The sequence below is a fragment of the Paenibacillus barengoltzii G22 genome (genome assembly GCF_000403375.2).
GTDB classification, from domain to species: Bacteria; Bacillota; Bacilli; order Paenibacillales; family Paenibacillaceae; genus Fontibacillus; species Fontibacillus barengoltzii.
Genome location: NZ_KE159653.1, coordinates 425,113 through 448,287, shown reverse-complemented (window position 1 = coordinate 448,287; position 23,175 = coordinate 425,113). Strand labels below are relative to the sequence as shown.

General features: G+C 52.8%; 21 protein-coding genes. All 21 read left to right on the top strand.

Annotated elements, in window-relative coordinates; genetic code table 11:
• The first annotated feature begins 17 nt into the window (after positions 1 to 17).
• The 21 genes from C812_RS10375 to aac(6') all read left to right on the top strand — a co-directional run bounded on the left by C812_RS10375 (position 18) and on the right by aac(6') (position 23,002).
• Positions 18 to 1,658, top strand: a complete 1,641-nt coding sequence (locus tag C812_RS10375) for a type 2 periplasmic-binding domain-containing protein (protein ID WP_016312612.1) — start codon at positions 18 to 20, stop codon at positions 1,656 to 1,658.
• Between the two features lie 25 nt (positions 1,659 to 1,683).
• Complete coding sequence (locus C812_RS10370) at positions 1,684 to 2,733, top strand: glycoside hydrolase family 88/105 protein (RefSeq protein WP_036625072.1); 1,050 nt, start codon at positions 1,684 to 1,686, stop codon at positions 2,731 to 2,733.
• A 246-nt stretch (positions 2,734 to 2,979) separates the two neighbouring features.
• Positions 2,980 to 3,738 (top strand): SDR family oxidoreductase, encoded by a 759-nt coding sequence (locus tag C812_RS10365; RefSeq protein ID WP_016312610.1) that lies wholly within the window; start codon positions 2,980 to 2,982, stop codon positions 3,736 to 3,738.
• A 94-nt stretch (positions 3,739 to 3,832) separates the two neighbouring features.
• Positions 3,833 to 4,006 (top strand): hypothetical protein, encoded by a 174-nt coding sequence (locus tag C812_RS22255; RefSeq protein WP_016312609.1) that lies wholly within the window; start codon positions 3,833 to 3,835, stop codon positions 4,004 to 4,006.
• A gap of 171 nt (positions 4,007 to 4,177) precedes the next feature.
• A complete protein-coding gene (locus C812_RS10360; protein ID WP_016312608.1) occupies positions 4,178 to 4,663 on the top strand; it encodes a nitroreductase family protein in 486 nt (161 codons plus the stop codon).
• Between the two features lie 215 nt (positions 4,664 to 4,878).
• Complete coding sequence (helD, locus tag C812_RS10355) at positions 4,879 to 7,254, top strand: RNA polymerase recycling motor HelD (RefSeq protein WP_016312607.1); 2,376 nt, start codon at positions 4,879 to 4,881, stop codon at positions 7,252 to 7,254.
• An 80-nt stretch (positions 7,255 to 7,334) separates the two neighbouring features.
• Entirely contained in the window at positions 7,335 to 8,048 is a 714-nt protein-coding gene (locus tag C812_RS10350) for a TetR/AcrR family transcriptional regulator (protein WP_167669313.1), read from the top strand.
• A gap of 158 nt (positions 8,049 to 8,206) precedes the next feature.
• The gene (locus tag C812_RS10345) at positions 8,207 to 9,070 is read left to right on the top strand and encodes an NmrA family NAD(P)-binding protein (RefSeq protein ID WP_016312605.1); all 864 of its coding nucleotides are present in this window, start codon (positions 8,207 to 8,209) and stop codon (positions 9,068 to 9,070) included.
• 273 nt (positions 9,071 to 9,343) lie between these two features.
• On the top strand, positions 9,344 to 9,670 hold the full coding sequence (locus C812_RS10340; RefSeq protein WP_016312604.1) for a hypothetical protein: 327 nt from the start codon (positions 9,344 to 9,346) through the stop codon (positions 9,668 to 9,670).
• A 134-nt stretch (positions 9,671 to 9,804) separates the two neighbouring features.
• Positions 9,805 to 10,326, top strand: a complete 522-nt coding sequence (locus C812_RS10335) for a GNAT family N-acetyltransferase (protein ID WP_016312602.1) — start codon at positions 9,805 to 9,807, stop codon at positions 10,324 to 10,326.
• 29 nt (positions 10,327 to 10,355) lie between these two features.
• On the top strand, positions 10,356 to 10,862 hold the full coding sequence (locus C812_RS10330; RefSeq protein ID WP_028539901.1) for a GNAT family N-acetyltransferase: 507 nt from the start codon (positions 10,356 to 10,358) through the stop codon (positions 10,860 to 10,862).
• Between the two features lie 69 nt (positions 10,863 to 10,931).
• Positions 10,932 to 11,474, top strand: a complete 543-nt coding sequence (locus C812_RS10325; RefSeq protein WP_016312600.1) for a histidine phosphatase family protein — start codon at positions 10,932 to 10,934, stop codon at positions 11,472 to 11,474.
• Positions 11,475 to 11,664: 190 nt separating this feature from the next.
• Positions 11,665 to 11,952: a hypothetical protein gene (locus C812_RS22555; RefSeq protein ID WP_167669312.1), complete on the top strand. Its 288-nt coding sequence runs from the start codon at positions 11,665 to 11,667 to the stop codon at positions 11,950 to 11,952.
• 249 nt (positions 11,953 to 12,201) lie between these two features.
• Positions 12,202 to 13,278: an ABC transporter substrate-binding protein gene (locus tag C812_RS10315; protein ID WP_016312599.1), complete on the top strand. Its 1,077-nt coding sequence runs from the start codon at positions 12,202 to 12,204 to the stop codon at positions 13,276 to 13,278.
• Between the two features lie 13 nt (positions 13,279 to 13,291).
• Positions 13,292 to 14,269, top strand: coding sequence for a FecCD family ABC transporter permease (locus tag C812_RS10310; protein ID WP_244268301.1), 978 nt, complete (start codon positions 13,292 to 13,294; stop codon positions 14,267 to 14,269).
• Entirely contained in the window at positions 14,266 to 15,048 is a 783-nt protein-coding gene (locus C812_RS10305; protein WP_016312597.1) for an ABC transporter ATP-binding protein, read from the top strand. The genes C812_RS10310 and C812_RS10305 overlap by 4 nt, the downstream gene beginning before the upstream one ends.
• 43 nt (positions 15,049 to 15,091) lie before the next feature.
• Positions 15,092 to 16,030 (top strand): magnesium chelatase ATPase subunit I, encoded by a 939-nt coding sequence (locus C812_RS10300; RefSeq protein ID WP_036625299.1) that lies wholly within the window; start codon positions 15,092 to 15,094, stop codon positions 16,028 to 16,030.
• Positions 16,020 to 18,059, top strand: coding sequence for a VWA domain-containing protein (locus tag C812_RS10295; RefSeq protein ID WP_016312595.1), 2,040 nt, complete (start codon positions 16,020 to 16,022; stop codon positions 18,057 to 18,059). The genes C812_RS10300 and C812_RS10295 overlap by 11 nt, the downstream gene beginning before the upstream one ends.
• Before the next feature lie 12 nt (positions 18,060 to 18,071).
• Positions 18,072 to 21,839: a cobaltochelatase subunit CobN gene (locus C812_RS10290; protein WP_016312594.1), complete on the top strand. Its 3,768-nt coding sequence runs from the start codon at positions 18,072 to 18,074 to the stop codon at positions 21,837 to 21,839.
• Between the two features lie 110 nt (positions 21,840 to 21,949).
• A complete protein-coding gene (locus tag C812_RS10285) occupies positions 21,950 to 22,504 on the top strand; it encodes a GNAT family N-acetyltransferase (RefSeq protein ID WP_016312593.1) in 555 nt (184 codons plus the stop codon).
• 57 nt (positions 22,505 to 22,561) lie between these two features.
• Positions 22,562 to 23,002, top strand: coding sequence for an aminoglycoside 6'-N-acetyltransferase (gene aac(6'), locus C812_RS10280; RefSeq protein WP_016312592.1), 441 nt, complete (start codon positions 22,562 to 22,564; stop codon positions 23,000 to 23,002).
• Positions 23,003 to 23,175: the final 173 nt, after the last annotated feature.

Genomic DNA, 23,175 nt, shown 5'->3' with positions numbered 1-23,175 from the left:
AAATAGGGGGAATCGACATGGGTAAAAGGTTCACTTGGATCTTATGTTTGGTGATGATCATTGGTTTATTGTCCGGCTGTATGGGAGGCAGCAGCAAGAGCGCCAATTCGAACGACAACACCACGGAGCCGTCTCCTTCCTCCAACACGAACACCGATGGCAAGTATCCCGATTATTCGACGGGTTTTCCGGAGAGGGTCACGCTTGAGCTTCCGGTTTATGAAAGGGCTTTCGAAGGCTGGAACGTAACTGACAACTATTACACGCGTTGGATTCAACAACAATTCGGCGACAAGTACAACGTTGACGTGAAATTTATTCCGATCACTCGCAGTAACGAGGTGACGGATTATGAGCAGCTGCTGGCTTCGCATAAAGCGCCGGATATTATTTTCCATTATGATATGCCTCAGGCTTTGGCCTACTACGGGGAAGGCGTGATGCAGGAGCTGGATTGGAACGAAATCGCGCATTATGCGCCTACGTATTGGAAAACGATGGGGGACACCATTCAAAAGTACGGGGTAGTCGATAAGAAAAACGTGTTCTTCTTCGGCGAGCGCCCCAGCTTGGACAGCTTCACGACGCTGATCCGTAAGGATTGGGTTGAGAAGGTGGGGATGAAGGTCGAAGATCTGACTTCTCTCGAAAAATATAATGAGCTGCTGGGCAAATGGCGAGATGCAGGCCTTGGCGTCGGCGGCGAAACGTTGAAAAAGAACAACTACACGTTTAACTACGCGTTCCGCGATTGGCCGATCGACGAGAAATACCGTGCTCTTTACTCCGACTTGGGCGTTGCCGATCTGACCACCGCCGATACGGAGCGTTACTTGCGCAACCTGAACTATCAATACAATAACGGCCTGATTGATAAAGAATTTTATCTGCGCGACGACGAGAACAAAGCCAAGGCTGAATTTGTAGCAGGGAAAACCGGTACCTTCAGCTTCTATCTCTCCAGCAACACTGACGTAATCACCTCGACCTTAAAAAATAATCCGGATGCCGAGTTCGCGGTACTGGACCCGCAAGCCGGGGTACCGGAGGGACGGAAGCCGCAGGGACGCGCTTACTGGCCGTTTGGGATGATCATGGGCATTAATTATGAGTCCTCGGATATGGAACGCGCAGCGGTATGGATGTATCTGGAATGGATGAGCCAGCCGGAGAACCTGTTCTTCCTGCAAAACGGCGTGGAGGGTCAAAACTACACGCTGGATGCCGATGGCATCGCGGTGAAAAATCCGGATTTTAAAGGAGATTCTGTCCTCTCGCAAAATAACAACAAAGACTATTGGTGCCTTGTGGTTGAAACGGTGAAATACGATGATCCGGTAAAAATGCGCGAAGCATATCTCCGCAGCATGTCGCCTCCAGGGCATGAAGATTTGGCGAAGGATTCGTTAGCTTATTACGACAAATATGCGGAGTACCGTACACCGGACGCTTTGTTTAGCGTGGTGCTTGAGAAAGTAAATGAATATAAAGCGGATCTGAATTCGTTGTTCCAGGAGCTGTATGTCAAGATCGCGATCGCGCCGGAGAGTGAGTTCGATGCCACCTATGAGGCGGCGAAGAAAACGTACCTTGATGCCGGATACCAGGAGATTTTGGACGAGAAGCAAGCGGCGATTGATGCCGGGAATTACAAGTAAGAGTTAGCCGTTCACACGAAGGGAGATGGAAAGATTGAAACTGAAGGCAGCCCCTTCCGAGTTGAAGCAAATTGCCGGGAGCATCGTAGAGTACACCTTCGGGATGGACCTGACCTGGGATTGGCCGTGCGGCGTGGCTTATTACGGGATCAGCCGGGCCTTTGAAGCAACAGGGGAGCAGGCTTATGTGGAGCGGATGGCGGAGTGGTGCGACGAGTACATCGACGCCGGGCTTCCGGTGTGGACCGTAAACTCCTGTGCGATGGGACATATGCTGCTGACATTATATGAACAGACGAAGGAGCAGAAATATCTTGATCTCATCCTGAGCAAAATCGACTATCTGCAGAACCAAGCTCCCCGTTTTGGGGATCGGGTGCTTCAGCATACGGTATCTGCGAGCAATGATTTTCCGGAGCAGTGCTGGGCGGATACGTTGTTTATGGCGGCCTACTTTATGCTGCGCACTGGTATCATGCTAGACGAGAAGCCGCTCATCGAGGATGCGCTGCACCAGTTCTACTGGCACATTAATTACTTGCAGGACGAAGACACCGGCCTCTGGTATCATGGGTACAATCACATCGGCCAAAATCATATGTCCGGGATTTTCTGGGGGCGCGCCAATGCTTGGGCGGCGTACACGATGTCCCGTGCGGCGAAGATTTTGCCGGAAGCTTACCTGTATCCGTCGATGATGCATATTTGGAGTTCCTTGCGCGATCAGCTGGCGGCGTTGAAAACATTACAGCACGAGGACGGATTGTGGGGCACGGTGCTGGATTACCCGGCTGCTTATGGTGAAGTGTCCGCGACAGCGGGGATCGCGGCGGCGATGGTCATTCAGGGCAATCCACTGCATGCCAAATATGTGCAGAAAGCGTTAGATGGCGTACTCCAGAACGTCACCGATCGCGGGCGGGTGCTCAACGTATCCGGCGGTACCGCCGTGATGAAGGACATCGAAGGGTATCTGGGCATCGACAAGAAGTGGGCCCAGGGCTGGGGGCAAGGGCTGACGCTGGCGTTGCTGGCGGCTGTTCTCGAAGACGGCGGCTTGCAGGCGGACCTCTAATCTCGAACTTGAGTCAGTGATCACACGAAGAGCGGTGAGATCACTGGCTCTTTTTTTCACACGATTGTCAGATTCTCCATCTTGTGAAAGCGCTAAAATTTGAAATATCATAAAATTAAATATTCAAAGTCGCGCCTAGGCGAGGGAGCAACAACAACTGTCGCATACTTGATGGCATTACGTGCATACTATTCGCGGCGTGATCTTGGATAGGTCCAACAATTCTATGAATGAGGTGCATGACGAATGAAGCTGGATGGAAAAGTTGCGGTCGTCACAGGTGCAGCATCAGGGATGGGCAAAGCGATCGCGGAGCTATTTGCCGCCGAGGGAGCTAAGGTTGTGGTTTCGGACTTGAACCTGGACAAAGCTCAGGAAGTTGTGGACGGGATTAAAGCGAAAGGCGGCGAAGCGATTGCCCTTGTGGCGAATGTCGCGAAGGAAGAAGACGTCCAAGGATTGATCTACGGGACGGTCAGCCAATATGGTACGGTGGATATCCTGATTAATAATGCGGGAATCATGGATAACTTTGTGCCAGCCGGTGACCTGACGGATGAGCTTTGGGACAAAGTCTTTGCCGTGAACACGACAGGGCCGATGCGGACGATCCGCAAGGTGCTGCCGATTTTTACAGAGAAAAAATCGGGGGTTATCGTAAATGTAGCCTCGGTCGGCGGGCTGTTTGGTTCCCGCGCCGGTGCAGCATATACGGCATCTAAGCATGCGGTTATCGGTCTAACGAAGAACGTCGGATTCCAATACGCTATGCAGGGAATCCGTTGTAATGCAATCGCGCCGGGAGCGGTAGAAACGAACATTGCTTCAACCCTTACAGCGATCAATCCGTTTGGCATGGAGCGGGCACAAGTCGGTATGGGCGTAAATCCAGGCACGGGCCAACCTGAGGAAATTGCTAAAGTCGCTCTGTTTCTCGCTTCGGATGATTCGAGCTTCCTTAATGGTACGACGGTTACGGCGGATGCTGGATGGACAGCGTACTAAGTCATTCGATTACATAGGAATAAAAAAGGGCATTCGGCCGCACCCTATCGCACATAAGGCATTACATGAAAGGCAGAAGGAGTGTGCATAGGTGATGGCGAATCCATCGAAAGATACGTCCAAAGCAGCGAGGGAGCAAACCCCGGACAAGAAGCGGGCAACCCCCGCAAAACGCGCCGAGGATACGGAATTTGCCGATGAGTTGACCCAAAGTGATATTCAATCGGCGTTTAAAAATCCGGTCACCGGTGAGGAACGTTTGTACTAGGCGTGAAAAAGGTTCTGGATCTAAGGCAGCCCTGATTGTGCGGGGCTGTCTTTTGTTTTGGAGACGAGGAGGGGACGCGCTTGACTTTTGCTCTGGATACGTATAAAAACAAGAGGGAGAGTCAGAGGTCATTTATTCCATTTGTTCGCTACTTAAGGAGGTACATCCCGAATGTCTGTGATCGATTTGATCAAAAGCCGAAGAAATATAAAAGCATTTAAACCCGACCCGATTGACGAGCAAGCGCTCATGAGTTGGCTGGAAGCGGCAAGCTACGCGCCAAACCATCGCTTTAATGAACCGTGGGAGCTGCTGCGCGTTGGACCTGAGACGCGAGCGAAGCTGAAGCATAAGAGCGATTTCTGGGGCGCTCCCGTTGTGATCGCGTTGTTGTCCAAGCCTGGGGCTACTCCGCTCGAACGGGATGAAAACGTGATGGCCGCCGCATGTTTCGCTCAAAACTTGATGTTGGCTGCTCATGAGGCAGGCGTCGGTACGTTCTGGTCGTCTGTCGGAAGCTCGGCGCAAAATCGGGAAGTGTTGGGTGTCGCCGAAGGGTACGAGGTGATTGGCGTATTTGGAATCGGGTATCCGGCCGAAATTCCAGAGGCCAAGCCAAGAACACCGATTGCGGAAAAAATCAAAACACTGCCATAATCCAGAATCGATGCGTAAATGCCCAAAACGGCCTTTGCTCCAATTGGAGAGAGGCGGCTTTGGGCATTTTCTATATTGATAAACACAAAAAAGCGTGCTATATTGGTATAGCATGCGCACGGATTTTGTGCACGATTATATATTTTCCCTAATTTTATTGTACAGAAAAAACGGCGCTGCGTCAACCCCTATTTTTGCCAAAAGGAGTGCTGATTATGGAGAAGGAGCTTCACCAGGAGCTGGAGCGAGAGCAGGAACGGTTGGACCGTGTTATGGAAGTCCTCGCAGAGAGCATCGGCGAACTGGAGGAGGATACCTCACGCCGCAGACAGGAGGTCGTCGAGTTCCGCAAGCATTTCTGGGAAGACGTCACGGTGAACGTGGACAATTTTGACGATTTTCTGGAAACGGTAATCAGCTTGCGCCAGCAGGCCGAAGTATTGTCATTAAGCCAAAGCAGTCATCGTCAAGCCTCGAAACGCCGGGCGGCACTGCTTAGAATGCAGGAGAATCCCTATTTTGGACGGATCGATTTCTTGGAGGAAGGGGAGCCGGAGGCCGAACGGGTCTATATTGGCGTCTCCTCCTTGATGGATCCGAGCGGCGAGAAGTTTCTCATCTACGATTGGCGGGCCCCAATCTCGAGTGTGTATTACGATTACGGGCCGGGTCCAGCTCAGTACGATACACCCGGCGGGACGATTCACGGGGAGCTGAAGCGGAAGTGGCAGTACCTCATTCGCCGTGGACGGATCGAATCGATGTTTGATACCTCGCTGACGATTGGGGACGAAGTGCTGCAGCAGGTGCTCGGACATACAGCTAATACGCAGATGCGCAGCATCGTGGCTACGATCCAACAGGAGCAGAACCGGATCATCCGGCATGATCAAGGCCGGTTGCTGATCGTGCAAGGCGCTGCGGGCAGCGGGAAAACGTCCGCGGCGTTGCAGCGGATCGCCTATTTGCTGTACAAATACCGCGATCGGATGACAGCTGATCAGATCGTGTTATTTTCGCCGAATGCCATGTTCCAGACTTATGTATCTGGCGTCCTTCCCGAGCTTGGGGAGGAAAATATGCAGCAGGTGACGTTCCAGGAATACCTGGATCACCGACTCAGCGGGATGTTCGAGGTGGAGGATGCTTATGGACAGCTGGAATATGTGCTAACGGCGAAGAAGGATCCAGACTACCAAGCGCGTCTGGCTGCAATTCGGTTGAAGGCGTCAGCGTCTTTCTTCGAGGCGATTCAAGCTTATCGGTCGTCCTTGGAACAAGGCGGCATGCGGTTCCAGCCGATCCAATTCCGCGGGGAGACGTTGGTGTCGGCGGAAGCAATGACAGAGCAGTTTTACGGCGGAGAAGAGTCTCTGCGTATGTCCGGGCGGATTGAACGGCTGACGACATGGCTGAATGAACGAATCAACGAGATTGAGAAGCAGGAGCGCCGCAAGCCCTGGGTGCGGGACGCGATTGAGATGCTCAGCAACGAGCAATACGAACGAGCTTACGAACGGATCCGGAAAAAATACGGCTTAACCGAGGATTCCGACGAGGAGATCGAAGGCGAACGGTTGGAGAGGGAGCTTGCCCGCATCGTCGTGCGCAGAAAGCTGAAGCCGATCCGGGAACAGATCCGAGAATTGCGTTTTATCGATCTGACCGGGGTGTATAAGCAGCTGTTTGAAAATCCAACGCATTCCGGTGCTTGGTTGGAGACGGAGGCGCCGGAGGTTCGAGACGCCTGGTCAGAGATTTGCCGGATTACGGTTCAGAGTCTTGATAAGGACAAATTGTTTTATGAGGATGCGACGCCGTTTCTGCTGCTGCATGAGCTGATTCTTGGGTTTCAGGCGAACGTATCCATCCGTCATGTTTTGATTGATGAGGCGCAGGATTACTCCCCGCTTCAATTTGAGTTTATTAAGAGGCTGTTTCCGGCCGCAAAGCTGACGGTACTCGGCGATTTTCATCAGGCGATATTTGCGCATGCTGCCGAAACGGCGGATTTCCAAGGGTTGTTACGCCTGTATGGGCCCGAGCAAACGGAGACGATCCAGTTGCGGCGAAGCTATCGGTCGACCCGGCCGATCGTTGAGTTTACGCGGAGTCTGATCCCCGGCGGCGAACAGATCGAACCGTTTGACCGAAACGGAGATCTGCCATTGCTGACGCAGACGGCTGATTATGAGGAGTTGCACCAACGGATTGAAGCCAGAGTCGCTGAATGGAAAGAGCAGGGGGCGGCGACGATCGCCATCATCTGCCGGTCGGCAGCGGAGAGTGCAACCGCCTATGAGGCTTTTAGAGGAGAACGAATCACTGATCTCAAGCTGGTTACCCGTGATTCGGCCGAATACAAGCAAGGGGTGGTGGTCATCCCCGCTTATTTGGCCAAAGGCATCGAGTTTGATGCGGTGATCCTTTACGATGCTTCGGCAAGCTCCTATGGCGAGGAAAACGTGCGGCGATTGTTTTATACGGCATGTACCCGGGCGATGCATCATTTGCAGCTGTTTAGCGTAGGTGCTCCAAGTCCGTTCATGGAGCCGGCGATCAATCAGGGGCTTGTAGTAATTGAGCAGTAAAGCGGGAGAAGCCAGGAGAAATAGGCTCGATGTCCATCCCGGAGATCAAGGCGAAGCTGATGACGGAGTCTTAGATGCATATGAAAAGTATGACCCTGCGAATGGCGGGGTTTTCTTTTTCATCGTCAGATAAGTGTGAATTCGGTTATAATGTAACTATTATCATCACGATCATAGTTAGAGGTGCTTGTCCATTGGCTGATGAAGTGTTGTCCAAAGAATTGGTTCTCGATACAACGGAGACCGTGCTGCGCAAGTATGGTCCGGCGAAGACGAATATGTCTGACATCGCCCGGGCGCTTGATGTCACGCACGCCGCATTATACCGTCTATACAGCAATAAAGCTGCCCTGAAGGAGGCTGTGGTTGAACGTTGGCTAGAGCGCTCACTTCCTCCGCTGCAGGCAGTTGCCAGTGAGGCATCACCTGCCAGTGAGAGGCTGTACCGCTGGCTGGATACATTGCGCAAATTTAAAAGAAACCGCGCTAGCCAGGATCCTGAATTGTTTGAAATGTACTCGATGCTCGTCGAGGAAGCACCTGAAGCCATTCGGGTGCATCGCGATCATTTGTTAGACCAATTGACCGCAATTATTGAAGATGGCATACAGGAAGGGACGATTGCCAAGCAGGATGCGCGAGCTGCTGCAAACGCTGTGTTTACTGCTACGGCGGCTTTTCATCATGTTGCCCACGCTGCAGAATGGGAACTTTCCGATTGGGACAGCCGTTTTGAAGCTGTTTGGCGTTTGATTTCCGTCGGCTTGTTTACTGATCCATCAGCTGTCAAGTAGATCTAAGATGAAACTATAATCGAAACATTACAACCTCCTTTCGTGCGCAGAAAGGAGGCTTTTTTTGCGGATCAAGTTACAAAAATAATATTTTGTATATTGTAACTTGTAAATCTATGTGCTAGAATAACCACATTCGTCATAAGGAGGAGATACATGTGTACGTCATCATGGGAGCGACAGGTCAAGTAGGCGGAGCTACCGCAAAGGCTTTGCTGGCAGAAGGTAAGAAAGTGAGGGTTGTGGTTCGGAATGAAGAGAAAGCGAAGGTTTGGCGAGAATACGGAGCTGAACCGGTGTTTGCCGATTATGGCTCGGCCGAGGCATTGCAAGCGGCCTTTACATTAGCTGAGGCTGTATTTGTGATGAACCCGGCGGTATTTTATCCATCAGAGGGCTTTTCGGAAACGAGAGAGACCGTAGCAGCGGTCGCCAAAGCGCTTGTTGGGGCAAATGTGCCGAAGTTTATAGCATTGTCTTCCATCGGGGCACATCTCCCGAACGGGCTTGGGATTATTGAATCTCTGAATATTCTGGAACGTGGTTTGGCTGATCTGCCGATTCCATCAGCCTTCCTGCGCGCTGCTTGGTTCCAGGACAATTCCAAATGGGATATCGAATCTGCTAGAAACGATGGGAAGGTAGTAAGTTTTCTTCAGCCGCTTGATCGAAAAATTCCAATGATCGCCACTGCGGATATTGGAGAGATTGCGGCGAAGACGTTGCAACAAAGTTGGGAAGGTGTCCGCTACCTTGAACTGCAAGGGCCAGAGCCTTATTCCCCGGACGATATTGCCTCTGCATTTTCGAAACTGCTGAAGCGTGAGGTTAACGCAGTGGCTCTTCCACACAATGAATGGGCTGAAGCATTTATAGCTCAAGGAGCGCCCGAGGACCGCATCCATGGCAGGATTGCTATGCTGGAAGGTTTCAATTCGGGATGGATTGATTTTAAGTATGAAGGTACAGAGCTTATTTCTGGGAAAATCACCTTGGAAGAAACGTTAAGTCAATGGGTGTAAAGCCACCTGAGGAACTCATTCATTCTTGCGACTCCGGGTAACCAGTATGTCAACGAAAATCGATATTTGATTAGGATTAATTACATTGGGCAAACGAGCAGATAGCAGATCTCAACTGAGATCTGCTTTATCTTTTTGGAGGATAATGAGATAGAAGGCTGCTAATTATCGGATTTGTTGCTATTACCGTCTTCTGAATGTTGTATAATTATGGAAGTCTAAACTTCCAGGATAGCCGAAGAACCTTATCATGTGAGAGGAAGGGGCTGCGGAATGAAGCGTGATCTTCAGTCGTACAAAGGCTGGTTATGGATGACGGGATACTTCGTAGTATTGATTTTAGCAAGCAATCACAGTCAAGGATATTCCTTGTTGGATCGTTTTCTGGACGACCTTGGAATTGGCAGCTGGACGAAAGAAGTGGAAATTGGAGGGCGATTGCACACCACTTCCTTGATTTCGCTCCCTTTGTTGCTGCTTTGTTTGTACCAAACGGTTCGTGGGTTAAAGGAAAGGGTTCCCCAAATCTTGTTCATCTTGCTCATCGTCACGGGGATATGGACTGTGGTGTACCCGAAGATAACGGAAGGGATATTTTAGAATTCATGGTGGACAGCCATGAAAGATTCGATCCAGGCGGATCCTTCTCATCGTTTGCATCAAAGAATGAAGGTAAAATATAACTTGGATAAAGTAATTTACGGACAGATAAAAGAGGAGTGGAATCCAGGCCTATGATCATTAGAGCGGAAGAACCAAGAGATGCCCGAGCTTTATTTGCACTTCACTTTCAGGCTTTCGGGGAGCGGGAGGATGAGTCCAAGCTAGTCGACCGCATCCGAAACTCCCCTCAATATAACCCCTCCTTGTCGTTAGTTGCGGAACATGAGGGGCAGATCGTTGGACATGCTCTTTTTAGCAAAGCAGAGGTAGTTGGTAAGAAGCAAGTAAGCCATGAGGTAGTTGTTCTCGCTCCCCTGGCGGTGAGTCCTTTCTTTCAGAAGCAAGGGATTGGAACACAGTTAATTCAGGAGGGTTTACAACGAACCCAAGAACTTGGTTACGGAGTGGTCTTCTTAATCGGACATCCTGAATATTATCCTCGGTTCGGGTTCAAGCCTGCAAGGTCATTGGGCTTCGAACTCAAGCAGTTTGAAGTGCCGGATGAAGTGTTTATGGCCATTGAACTGAAGGAGGGAGCAACTTTATCCATTCAGGGGGAACTCCTATATCCGGAAGCCTTTTTTGAAAAATGAGCAACAAGAAGGAAGTGTCATTCGCAGTAATGAACGATTTTGAACGTGTATTTGAGATCATGTCCGCATCCTTTCCGGAGATTGAATATCGAACCAAATCGGGACAAATGGAGTTGTTGCGGCATCCAGAATATCGGCTGATCACCGAATCGGATGAGAAGGGACGGGTTGTCGCTTTTTTGGCGGTTTGGGATTTTCCGGCCTTTCAATTTATTGAGCATCTTGCGGTAGATCCTGCTGTGAGAGGAGGGGGGATTGGGAAAAGGTTGGTCGAAAAATGTCTGAAGACCTCTGCCAAACTGACCGTATTAGAAGTGGAACTTCCGGAAAATCACGTGGCCTGCCGACGGATTCGGTTTTACGAACGGCTGGGATTCCATCTCAACGATTTCAACTATGTCCAGCCGCCGCTGCGGCCCGGTAGAGCCGAACTTCCCCTGAAAATGATGAGTTACCCGAAGCCGCTGACGGAGGAAGAGTTCCTGGTGTGCAGAGCGTTGATCTACAGCAAAGTCTATCGCGTGCCTGAAGCTTAACATGTGTAATCGGTCCATTCTAGTTTGCATAAGAGAGGATGTTGTCCATGAACCGGGGAGGGCATGGAAATGAAAAGAATTTACCTGATCAGGCATTGCAAAGCGCATGGGCAGGAGCCTTCGGCGGAACTCACCGCAGAGGGACGCAAGCAAGCGGAGTTGTTGGCCGATGTTTTGCTTGACCGACCGATCAATTGTATTGTCTCCAGCCCTTATCTTCGAGCCATCTCCACCATTCAACCGTTAGCAGAACGATTGGGGTTGCCCATCCATCAGGATGATCGGCTTAGCGAGCGAATTTTGGCGGCTCACGATTTGCCGGATTGGATGGATCACTTGAAAAGATCCTTTGATGAACTTGATATGAAGCTGCCTGGCGGAGAATCTTCAAGAGAAGCCATGAACCGGGGAATCGCAGCGATTGAAGACCAGCTTCAACGGCCGGAGGAGAATGCAATTGTCGTCACCCATGGAAATTTGATGTCCTTAATTTTGAAACACTATGATGATTCATTTGGGTTCGAGGCATGGAGCCGGCTGACGAATCCGGATGTGTATGAGCTGGGGTTCATCGGGGATAAGGCAATTGAGGTAACGCGTCTTTGGAAGTAGTTTTGGATTTCTAATTAGACTTGTAAGAGGGTGTACACGAAAAATCGAGTACATTTTTGAATTTTCGGTGGTTTTGTCGCAATGTATATGAAATTTCATATATATTTGCACGTTTTCAAGTGTTTTGGTCCAAATCTATATGAAAAATCGAATACATTTCGGATTTTTCGACGCTAGCGCCAATTTATACATGAAATTTCGAATACATTTCCGATATTACATCAAGCATTATCAACGGGACCGTCATGCGGCTCTGCGAGAACGAAGGATTACTTTATTCTTCCAAGCCTATGGCATGGAGGCTCCAGATCACCTTAAGGATTGGGTGATTTCGCGAATCCAAACTATGTGCAAGACCTTGTCTGAGCGCGCTGCTGCCGGTGATCCGGCTTTTCAGAAATTAGTCGAAGAAGGACATCTAGCTCACTATGAGCAAGAAATTAAATTTCTAGAGGAACATTTTGAGGACTGGTGGTGATCGTATTCCCGCCAGTCTTTTTTAGTGATTTATCCCCGGTGAAAAGTCCACGTTTACCTCAGCCTGGATCCTCCCCAATAGACTCCTCAACCACCTTTCAATCCTCTGTAAATCGTAACTGTTACGTATAAGATGATAAAATGTGTCAAAATTCCCCACTAAAATATGGATTGACAACAAAAAGAAGGTCTGATTATACTGTCTACATCGTAATAATTACGATTAAGGAAAGGAGAGAAACTTAAAAATATGAATCAAACGCAAGCTACAGGCTCTAAAAGCATAACGGTCAAGCTGCTAGCAGGTGGACTGTTGGGGAGTATGCTACTGGCTTTGACTTCGGGGTGCGGGTCACCTGCGGGCAGTCAGGCAAGTGAGACGACGATCACCAGCTCGTCGGCGACAACGGTGCAAGCCACAGAAGCTGCAACGGTTACGGATCAAGGAAAGAGTGAGACGTTTCTGTCCTTTACAGATGATGTTGGGCACGAGGTTACACTTTCGTCCCGTCCTCAGAGGATCATCGTTCTTTCTCCACAGCTGCTGGATTTATTGTATGCCGTGGATGGTAATGCTATCGCCCGCGCGACTTCCACCGGGGGAACTGTGCCGGAGGAAGCAAAGTCGATTGAAGATGTGGGGAACATGACCTCGGTAAATACTGAAAAACTGCTGTCCCTAAAACCGGATCTGGTCATGGGCTCAACGGCATTTCATCGTGATCTGGCGAGCGTACTCGAAGCCAGCGGTGTTCCGCTAGCGTTATTTAATCTCAGCACGTATGAGGATTTACGGGAGAAGGCGCTGCTGTTCGGTAAATTAGCCGGTACGGAGACGAAAGCATCTGAGGCGCTGGCGAAGTTACAAGGTCAAATCGAGGAGCTGACCGCGAAGGTGCCGACGGGTTCATCGCCTAGCTTTATCATGCTGAACGTGACGCCCAGCAGTATATCAGTTCAGCGGGAGAATACCGTAGGACTGGAAGTTGCTAACCTGCTACATATGGAAAACGTGGCGGCAACACTGACGCCATCCCAGAAAAGCCCAACGACAGCTCCTTTTAGTATAGAGAAAATTGTGGAGCTGGATCCGGACTATGTGTTCCTGCTTATTCACGGGGCTCGCGAGGAAGGGGAGAAGATCATAGAAAACGACCTGGCGAGTCAACCGGCTTGGGCCTCGTTGCGTGCGGTCAAGGAACAACATATGGCGATTCTGCCCTCTGACCTGTTGCTCTCCAATCCGGGATTTCGGTTTAACGAGTCGGTAGAGTATTTAGCAAAACTGGTGTATCCGGATATTTTTAGCTATGGAAATGGCAACTAAGACGAAGTCATTCTTGGCAGCAAGAGGAGGGCTTGTCCTTGCGATCATCGCGTTGGCAGCGGCAGGCGGGATCGTGTGGAGCATAGGGACGGGGGCCGTCTTCATTCCAGCGAGAGAAGTTTGGCTGTATCTGTTTCATAGGTACGACGGCCCCCTGAAAGATGTGATTTGGAACATCCGGCTGCCCCGTACGTTGGTTGCGGCGCTGGTTGGCGTAAATCTGGCTTTATCGGGAGCTATTTTACAGGGAGTTATGCGGAATCCGCTCGCTGACCCGCATATCATCGGCGTCTCCTCTGGGGCCGGGCTGCTTGGCATTATGATTCTGATCTTATATCCGGAGGCCTGGCCATGGTTGACGCCGGTTGCCTTCCTCGGAGCTTCAGCCGCAGCTGCAATCATCTATGTGTTAGCTTGGAAACAGGGGGTTCAGCCGGTTCGACTGATCCTGGCAGGTGTGGCAGTATCCGCGTTTCTTGGTTCGGGTATCTCGGCACTGCTCACCTTCTACAGCGACCGTGTCAATGGCGCGCTTGTCTTCCTCGTTGGCGGCTTGTCAGCCAAAAGCTGGCCGGAGCTGCATATGATGCTTCCTTATTCGCTGGCAGGCACGGCGTTGGCGCTGTTGGGGGCGGTGCACCTCAATCTGCTGGCATTAGGTGATGCCAATGCACGGGGACTTGGGGTGAGAGTAGAAGCCACGCGGCTTATCCTCACGGCAGTCGCCACGCTTCTAGCCGCTAGTGCGGTAAGCGTGGTGGGGTTGCTTGGTTTTGTAGGACTGATCGTCCCCCATTGTGCGAGATTGCTTATCGGCAGTGACCATCGTCTGTTACTGCCTGCCTCTGCCTTGCTGGGCGTCGCCGTGGTGACCGTTTGTGATACGCTGGCCCGCTTGTTGTTTGCACCGATCGAGCTTCCAGTTGGCATCATTCTGGGAGTGCTGGGGGCACCGTTTTTTCTGTATTTGTTAAGGAGGGAAGGCGAATGACCGCGTTAGTGCTGGATCATTTGGCTGTTAGGTACAACGATCGTACGGTCATCGAGCAGATCAGCTGGAGGGCAGAGAAAGGCAAGATCTACAGCATTATCGGGCCGAACGGATGCGGTAAAAGTACCTTATTGAAGGCAATCTCCGGACAACTCAAGCCGGCTCGCGGCACGATTTTGTTGGACGGCAAGCCCCTCTCAAGCTATTCCAGACGGGGCCTTGCTCAATATTTGTCCATGCTGCAGCAGAGCCAGGAGAAGCAGCCGGACCTGACGGTACGCACCTTGGTTGGCTATGGTCGCTTCCCTCATAAACCAGCTTGGGCCGGGTTTCGCCGGGAGGATGAGGAGGTCATTGACTGGGCCTTGGCTCAAACAGGGACTTCATCGTTTGCAGATCGGAAGCTGTCTGCTTTGTCGGGAGGAGAACGCCAGCGAGCCTGGATCGCTTTGGCTTTGGCGCAACAGCCCAAGCTGCTGCTGCTTGACGAGCCAACAACGTATTTGGATGTCAGCCATCAGTGGGAAATTTTGGAGCTGGTCTCCGAGTTGAACCGAAAGTATGGCATTACCATCGTCATGGTGCTGCACGATATGCATCATGCCGCTGCTTTTTCCGACGAACTGTTGGTGCTGCGTCAAGGGGAGGTCTATGCCAGCGGATCACCGGCAGATACGCTAACCGAGCAAACATTAGGTGAAGTGTTTGGCGTGAAAGGACAAATTGTACAGGATCCCGCAACCGCTCGCTTAAGCTGTTTGGTGACGGGACTGCTATAAAGACAGGAACATCGAAAATAAGGAGTAACGGGAGAGGATGAAGATGAACGGGAAACCGGAAGTGTATCCGTTTGCCGCAATTGTTGGACAGGAAGCCATGAAAAAAGGGTTGCTCTTAAACCTCGTTGAGCCGCGGTTAGGCGGAATGTTGATTCGTGGCGAGAAAGGCACCGCCAAATCAACGGCAGTCCGTGCCCTTGCCGATCTGATGCCGGGGCTTCGGGTCGTCAACCTTCCGGTGAGCGTCACGGAGGATCGGGTGGTCGGCACGCTGGATATCGAACACGCGATCCGTGAAGGGGAGAAGCGTTTCGAACCCGGCTTGCTGGCTGCAGCGGACGGTCATATTTTGTACGTGGATGAGATTAATTTGTTGGATGACGCGATTGTAGATGCGTTGCTGGATGCCGCTGCGATGGGGGTAAACACCGTGGAGCGGGAAGGAGTGTCGTATTCGCACTCCGCTCGTTTTATTCTGATCGGAACGATGAATCCGGAAGAAGGAGAACTGCGGCCCCAGCTGTTGGATCGTTTTGCGCTGTCCGTAGAAGTGGCCGGAGAACGCGAGATAGCGGATCGGATGGAAGTCGTCAAGCGCCGCCTGGCCTTCGAGGCGGATCCAGCCGCTTTTCGCCGCGAGTATGAACAGGAACAACAACAGCTGAATGAACGCATCGAGAGCGCGCGAGAGAGACTTGCAATTATCGAGCCCACCGACCAACTGCTGGAATGGACCGCCAAAGTGGGGATTCGCCTGGGGGTGGACGGTCATCGCGCAGACATTACCTTGATGAAAACAGCCATGGCGCTTGCCGCTTGGGAAGGCCGTACCCGAGTCCAACCGGAGGATATGGTGGAGGCAGCGATGTTAGTCATGCCGCATCGGATGCGGAAACGGCCGTTTGAGGACGGAGAAATCCATGCGGAGAAAATGGTGCAACTGCTTGATGAGCTGATGGCGGAGGTCGCGAATGCAGTCTGAAGCTTATGCTTACCCCTTCTGCGCGGTGGTGGGGCAAGAACAAGCCAAATTAGCCTTGCTGCTTCATGCCGTCAACCCAACGCTGAGGGGAGTTCTGTTGGTCGGGGAACCCGGTACGGCCAAGAGCACGATGATTCGTGGTTTAGCTGAGCTGTTGCGGGATCAAAGAGGGATGACGATTCCGCTTCACGTTGATGAGGAACGATTGTTTGGCGGAATCGATACGGCGGCGGCTATCCGCTTCGGTGAGCGACGGGTTGTCCCGGGCCTGCTTCGGGAAGCGGATGGGAATTGGCTCACGATTCATGAAGTGAATCTGATGCGCGAAAGCATCTTGCGAGCGATTCTTTCTGCTGCTGAGCAAGATGGATATGATCAGGCGGAGGGAGAGCAGCCGAGCTGGGTGCCGTCCTCATTCCGGCTGTACGGAACGATGAACCCGGAAGAAGGATCGCTGCCCAATGCGTTGCTGGATCGTTGGGGGCTGTATGTGCCGGTTTCGACGTTAACCGATCCGGCCGAACGGGCCGAAATCGTCCGCCGCAGGCTTGCATTTGAGCGCGATCCGAGCGGGTTCGTTCGCGCCTTCGCCGCGGAATCGCAGGCGCTTCGGGAGCGGATCGCGCAGGCGCGGGCACACCTGCCTGCGGTGCGGATCGGCGAGCCGATGCAGCGGCTCGCCGCCGAAATTGCCGCGGAGGCCGGCTGCCCCGGCCACCGCGCGGAGCTGGTGCTGGCGGAGCTGGCCCGAACCTTGGCCGCCTGGGACGGCCAGTCGGAGGTCGCCGCCGCGCACCTGCGAGAAGCGGCCGCATTCGTGCTGCCGCATCGAATGCGCGCCGCCGGCGAGGACCTGCCGCGAGATGGAGCGGCAGGGGCAGAGCGCGGGCCGTTGGACGACGGCCAAGCGGCGGAATCGCCGCCGCAGCCGCAGCCGCCCGCGGAGCCAAGCCGCGCGCCCGGTGGCAGCGGACCGAGCACGGCTGCGGCCGATGGCGAAGCGGCCGCGGCAGCCACACCGGAGCCGCCTCTGGGCGACGGCCCAGTCCACGGGAGCGAGGCTGCGGGCTCCGGCGAGCGGCGCGGCCAGGGCGCAACGGCGGCTGCCGCACGCGCCATTGTGGAGGCGGTGGGACGGGACTTTGAGGTCCGTCGCCTTGCCTTTACTCCGCCGCGCACCGGCTCTCACCAAGCCCAAGCGGGCAAACGCAATCAGACAGGCGAAGGCAGCCGGGGCGGACGTTACATCCGCGCGGAGGCGCCGCGCGGTCCGGTCGTTGATTTGGCCCTGGATGCCACGCTGCGGGCCGCCGCGCCTTATCAACAGGCACGGCGGCAGCAAGCGTCGGACCGAGGCGAAGGGAGACCACGTCCAAGCGTGCTTATCGAATACAGCGATTTGCGTGTCAAGGTGCGGGAAAGCCGGACAGGGACGGCTTTGCTCTTCGTTGTGGACGCCAGCGGTTCGATGAATGCGGCCAAGCGGATGAAGGCGGTTAAGGGAGCGGTGCTGTCGCTGCTGCGCGATGCTTACCGGCAGCGTGACAGTGTGGGGCTGGTCGCCTTTCGCGACCGCGGAGCCGAGCTGCTGCTCGATATCACGCGCAGCGTTGAACTGGCCGAGCGTCGATTGAAGTCGATGCCCGTAGGCGGGAAAACTCCGCTGGTTGCCGGATTGGAGAAAGGAGAGGCCACTCTTCAGACGCTGTTGCGTAAAGGAAGCGGGCTTGTACCGGCGATGATCATCCTGACGGATGGCAAAGTCAATGTCGGGGCCGCTTCGGGGCTTAACCCGTGGCGGGAGATCCAATCCGCAGGCATGCGTTATGCTGCCTATGGGATTCAGACCTTGGTGATCGATACGGAGCAAGGATTCGTTCGACTGGGCTATGCCCGCAAGCTGGCAGAAGCGCTGGGGGCACAGTATATCCGGCTGGAGGAATTGGAGGCCGGACAAATTGCCCAAGCCGTTCGGAAATTGGCCGCAGGAACAAAGGACATACACCGCCGATTTGATATGAAAAGATAAGGAGATGAGAGCTTGAACATCCTCGTCATCACAAACAACGAAGCATCGCAAGCCCATTTGTCAGCGGCGTACCGCAGGCTGGATGAAGCTCAGCGGCAGCAACTGAAGCTGACCGTCGTTGATCCGGGTGGCAACGAGACCGTCGATGCACCGGCGGACCTGAAAACAAAGCTTACAGCGAATGCCTTCGATATGATCATTTTTGATGCGCACGGCGTTCCAAAGGAAAGCGTGGAATTGATCAAGAAAGTCCTCCAGGGAGGAACCGCACATATTGTTCCTGTCGGCGGGGATATCGCGGAAATTCGCTCATTGCTCCGATTAGGCCAACTGAGTGCCAACGATTTATCCCATACGGGTACGATTTCGGAGGAAGGGTTGGATAGGCAGGATCACCGCACAGACTACGATCGTTATACGAAAATGACGGAATATTGGCGGGGCGGCGGGACGGCAAATATGGTGGGGCTGCTCAGTTTGGCCGGCCGGGAATACGGTGGTTGCGATCTGCTGCCAGCTCCGACCGAGCCGAATTTTCTCCAAGAGATCTGCATTCTTGAGCCAGCAACCGGAACCCGCTTCGCCAGTCTAAATGACTATCGAAACAGCCGAGGATATTCGGGAGAGCGGCAGACGGTGGCGCTGTTTTTTAACGGCAATGGGAATCTACAGGATATCAGCGAGTGCGTCGGGGAGATCATGAACCAAATCGAGGAGTTTGCCGATTGTTTACCGATCGCTTTTCCTTCCGTAATGAATATATCGCTGGATCGGCTGGGCCAACTTTTGACCGAGGGAGGTCGGTCCGTTGATTTGATCGTGAACCTGCTTCCATTCCGTTTAGGGATTGGTCCGGGCGGAGGGGGAGCTGCGACAGGAAAAAAGTCCCTAAACGGCATGGGGTCTCGGGATCATGCGGGCGGAGCGGTAACCTGGCTTGAGGAGCTGGGAGCCCCGATGTTGCATCCGTTCCTCTTGTCCGGTACGACCGAGGAGGAGTGGCGCCAGTCTGTCCGAGGCGTAAATCCTGCCCAACTCATGGTACAGGTTGTGCTTCCGGAACTGGACGGGGCGATTGAGACCTATCCCATTGCCGCTTTGCGCCCTGAGGGGGAGGATCCTGAGCTGGGGATCGCTTTGAACAAGCTGGCATTGATTCCCGAGCGGGTGGAGAAGCTGGTTCAGCGCGTTAAGCGTTGGCTGGAGCTTCGCAGCAAATCCAACCGGGAGAAGAAGCTGGCTCTGATTTGCTATAACTATCCTCCCGGTGAGGCGAATGTGTTTGGCGGGTCTTTTCTGGATACCTTTGAATCGGTTGCCCGCTTGTTATCCCGATTGCGGGAGGAAGGCTACGAAACCGAGGAGATGACTGCGGAAGAGCTGCGTTCCCGATTCGTAGAGGGGGGGCTGGTGAACTCCGGTCAGTGGACGTCGTTGGATCAGACAGACGGTCAAATGATCCGCTGCACGGATGCCGACTTTGCGGGTAAACTAGCCGCCCGTGCCTGGGGCAAGGAAGCTGTAGAACGCTGGGGGCAGCCTCCGGGAGAGATTATGACGGAAGGGGAGAACTTCCTGATTCCAGGGATCGTGAATGGCCGTATTTTTATTGGATTGCAGCCATCTCGCGGGATCCACGAGGATCCTGAAAAATCCGTCCACGATCGATCCTTGCTTCCAACGCATCAATATACCGCCTTTTATCAGTGGATTCGTGAGCAGTGGGGGGCAGATGCGGTCGTCCATATCGGGACTCACGGGACGCTGGAGTTTCAGCGCGGGAAGGAAGCCGGAATGTCAGGGGATTGCGTGCCGGACGATTTTATCGGGGATCTTCCTCATTTCTATTACTACTACGTGGGGAACCCCTCAGAAGCAATGATCGCGAAACGCCGCAGTCATGCGGTGTTGGTCGGCTATCAGGCCCCTCCGTTTACGGAGGCGGAGCTTTACGGTGAATGGGCGAACCTGGATGCACTGCTGCATGAATATCGTGAGGCGCAGCAGTTGGATCCTGAACGCTGCGGGGATCTTCTTCGCAAGCTGCGAGAGGCGGGCGAAGCGCTTCATTTTGCTGCACAGACGCCGGAGGAGATGGAGGAGGAGCTGTACCGGATGCAGCGTTCCCTAATCCCAAGCGGATTGCATGTGCTGGGTGAGGGTTATGATCATGAAGCGGCCGCTGCTTATATGCGGTTTGTGCTTCGTCACGAACGGGGGACGGTCCGTTCCTTGCGGGGATTACTGGCTGAGCGAGAGGGATTCATTGTGGAGGAGCTGAGCGCCGGAGGGCACACGGACGAATTACACCGGCTCGATCAGGCGGCAGCGCAGCTGGTCCATGAGTACCTGTCCACCAAGGCGCTTCCGGCTAGTGTGTCAAATGAGCCGCCGGAGTGGCAGGCGGCGGTGCGGCAAGCGCTGGAATTCGGGTATCGCGCCTATGAGAGCTCCATCAACAACCAAGAGCTGGAAGGCATGCTAAAGGCGTTGGAGGGACGTTATCTTCGTCCTAAGCTGGCTGGTGATGCAATCCGCTCGCCTGAAGTGATGCCGTCGGGATACAATCTCTACGCTTTTGATCCGCGGGCTGTACCTAGTGTGACCGCTGTGGAACGGGGGGCGCGTATCGCCGAAAACTCGATCCGTCAGTATTTTGAGCAATATGGAGAATATCCCGGAACAACGGCTGTTGTCTTGTGGGGGATTGAAACCTCGCGGACGCAAGGGGAGACGATCGGACAGATCCTTCGCTACATGGGAGTACGCGTCCGAGGCGAAGCCGGGTCATTTCGGACCGAATATGAGATCATCCCATTGTCTGAGCTTGGCCGCCCGCGCCTCAACGTGGTGGTACATATGACCGGTTTGTTTCGCGACATGTTCCCTAATTTGTTAGAGGATTTAAACCGGATCTTTCGGCGGGTCTCCGAGCTGGAGGAGCCGGATGAGCTTAATTGGTTTAAGGTTCACACCCGCAAGACGGAGGAGCAGCTGCTGGCTGGCGGCTATGAACCGGAACGTGCCCGGGATCTGGCGAATGCTCGGATTTTTGGCCCTGCGGAGGGCCAGTACGGCACGAATATGACCCGATTAATCGAAACGAAGCAGTGGAGCGACGAGTCTGAACTGGGCCAGGCTTATGCGGACAGTCAGCAGTATGTTTACAGCTTGAGGGAACGCGGTCAAGCGGAACCGGAACTCTATCGCATCCGTCTGATGGCCGTGGATGTCGTGTCGCAAATACGTTCCAGCCATGAATGGGAGGTAACGGATTCCGACCATTATTACGAGTATTTTGGCGGACTCTCCAAATCGGTAGCGATGGTGAAGGGAAGTCCGGTGGAGATTCATATTTCAGATTCAACCTTAGAGCAACCCGTCACCGAATCGGCAGAGCATTCGATTGCTCGTGGCGTACGTACCCGGCTGATCAATCCGAAATGGATAGACGCCTTGCTCCAGCATCCTTATCACGGGGCGCAGCAAATCGCCAAGCGCGTCGAGTACGTGCTGGGACTGGCCGCAACCACCGGCAAAGTTGAGCCCTGGGTGTTCGACCAGCTCCATGAAACCTATGTTGCCGACGAAGAGCGAAGCCGGCAGATGGAGGAGAACAATCGCTGGGCATATCACGGGCTGGTGGAAACGTTGCTGGAAAGCCATCAACGGGGATACTGGGAACCTGATGAAACCCAATTGGAGATGCTCCGCCAGAAATATCTCGATCTTGAGGGAGATCTGGAAGGGCAAACGGACGACAAGGTTCTTCTCTCTTGATATAATAAGCAATAAGATTCAAAGTTTCAGATCGCATGCTCCTCTTCCCTGAGGTAGCATGCTTTTTTTCAGGGAGAACCTGACCGATACCCTAACTTAGGCGGGATTACATGAACTATCCAAGTATTGAAACCGAGCGATTGCATTTGAGAGAATTGACCTTGGAAGATGCTGATGCGGTTTTTAAGCATTTTTCGGTGCCGGAACTCACGCGATTTATGGACATAGAGCCTTGTCAAGACCTCAAGGAGGCGGAGGAGATTATCGCCTTTCATATCCAGGATTCGGGATGCCGATATGGCTTGTTTTGCAAAGAATCCAAGGAGCTCATCGGGACTTGCGGATACCATTGCTGGTCTACCGATGATCACCAGAAAACCAAAGCGGAAATCGGATTTGACTTGGCTCCGAACTTTTGGGGCAAAGGCTTGATGCAGGAGGCGTTAAACCCATTGATTCGCATGGGGTTTGATGTGATGGGCCTGGATTATGTAGAGGCGACAACGGAGCCTGAGAATATTCAATCGCAGAGGTTGCTTAAGAAGTTGGGATTTGACCAAGAACGTGAGTTGAAGGACGGCCTGATCTATTTTACATTAAGGAAAAAGAAACTTTTGTACATCAACCGAGCAAAAATGAATCAAGGAAGCTCAGACCACAAATGACCCAGCCTTAGAAATGAGCGATCTAGGCTGGGTTGTGTTTATAATGGGGGGATTTATGTGAGAATCGAGCAAGCCAATCCAACCAATCTGGATGACGTTACTCGTTTGGCGTTGAAATTGTGGCCGGAGCATGCATGGCGGGAGCTGCGGAACGAGTTGGAGGATTTGCTGGCGTCTGAGAAAGATCGTATCTTTCTTGCAGTCAAGGAAGGGGACACGATTGGATTTGTACACATGTCTCTCCGATTTGACTACGTCGAAGGCTCCAGCTCAAGTCCGGTTGGTTACGTGGAAGGGATTTATGTTGATGAGAACTATCGAAACCAGGGCGTTTCAAGAAAACTGGTGGAAGCGGGAGAAGCTTGGGCCAAATCGCTTGGGTGTAAGGAGATCGGCTCGGATACGGAGCTGGACAATCACGGAAGCCAAGCCTTCCATCAACGGATTGGGTTTAAGGAAGCGGGCAGAATCGTGGCGTTTATTAAAGAAATTGATTAAGTTGAAAGGATGGAAATCTAATTGAAATGCAAAAGTGCAGTTTAACATCGGCATTTTTCCGTATTTACCGGCTTTGAAATGTAAAAGCGGCTAGGCCCCCTAAATCCGGAGTCCTGACCTACAAGTTTTGTGTTATCGCAGTCCAGCTCATTTTCTTGTGTGTTTACATCGAT

Excerpts from the sequence above, each read along its gene's own strand:
- C812_RS10375 (WP_016312612.1), top strand. The coding sequence starts at position 18 with ATGGGTAAAAGGTTCACTTGGATCTTATGTTTGGTGATGATCATTGGT.
- C812_RS10370 (WP_036625072.1), top strand. The coding sequence starts at position 1,684 with ATGGAAAGATTGAAACTGAAGGCAGCCCCTTCCGAGTTGAAGCAAATT.
- C812_RS10365 (WP_016312610.1), top strand. The coding sequence starts at position 2,980 with ATGAAGCTGGATGGAAAAGTTGCGGTCGTCACAGGTGCAGCATCAGGG.
- C812_RS22255 (WP_016312609.1), top strand. The coding sequence starts at position 3,833 with ATGGCGAATCCATCGAAAGATACGTCCAAAGCAGCGAGGGAGCAAACC.
- C812_RS10360 (WP_016312608.1), top strand. The coding sequence starts at position 4,178 with ATGTCTGTGATCGATTTGATCAAAAGCCGAAGAAATATAAAAGCATTT.
- helD (WP_016312607.1), top strand. The coding sequence starts at position 4,879 with ATGGAGAAGGAGCTTCACCAGGAGCTGGAGCGAGAGCAGGAACGGTTG.
- C812_RS10350 (WP_167669313.1), top strand. The coding sequence starts at position 7,335 with ATGAAAAGTATGACCCTGCGAATGGCGGGGTTTTCTTTTTCATCGTCA.
- C812_RS10340 (WP_016312604.1), top strand. The coding sequence starts at position 9,344 with ATGAAGCGTGATCTTCAGTCGTACAAAGGCTGGTTATGGATGACGGGA.
- C812_RS10335 (WP_016312602.1), top strand. The coding sequence starts at position 9,805 with ATGATCATTAGAGCGGAAGAACCAAGAGATGCCCGAGCTTTATTTGCA.
- C812_RS10330 (WP_028539901.1), top strand. The coding sequence starts at position 10,356 with ATGAACGATTTTGAACGTGTATTTGAGATCATGTCCGCATCCTTTCCG.
- C812_RS10325 (WP_016312600.1), top strand. The coding sequence starts at position 10,932 with ATGAAAAGAATTTACCTGATCAGGCATTGCAAAGCGCATGGGCAGGAG.
- C812_RS22555 (WP_167669312.1), top strand. The coding sequence starts at position 11,665 with ATGAAATTTCGAATACATTTCCGATATTACATCAAGCATTATCAACGG.
- C812_RS10315 (WP_016312599.1), top strand. The coding sequence starts at position 12,202 with ATGAATCAAACGCAAGCTACAGGCTCTAAAAGCATAACGGTCAAGCTG.
- C812_RS10305 (WP_016312597.1), top strand. The coding sequence starts at position 14,266 with ATGACCGCGTTAGTGCTGGATCATTTGGCTGTTAGGTACAACGATCGT.
- C812_RS10300 (WP_036625299.1), top strand. The coding sequence starts at position 15,092 with ATGAACGGGAAACCGGAAGTGTATCCGTTTGCCGCAATTGTTGGACAG.
- C812_RS10295 (WP_016312595.1), top strand. The coding sequence starts at position 16,020 with ATGCAGTCTGAAGCTTATGCTTACCCCTTCTGCGCGGTGGTGGGGCAA.
- C812_RS10285 (WP_016312593.1), top strand. The coding sequence starts at position 21,950 with ATGAACTATCCAAGTATTGAAACCGAGCGATTGCATTTGAGAGAATTG.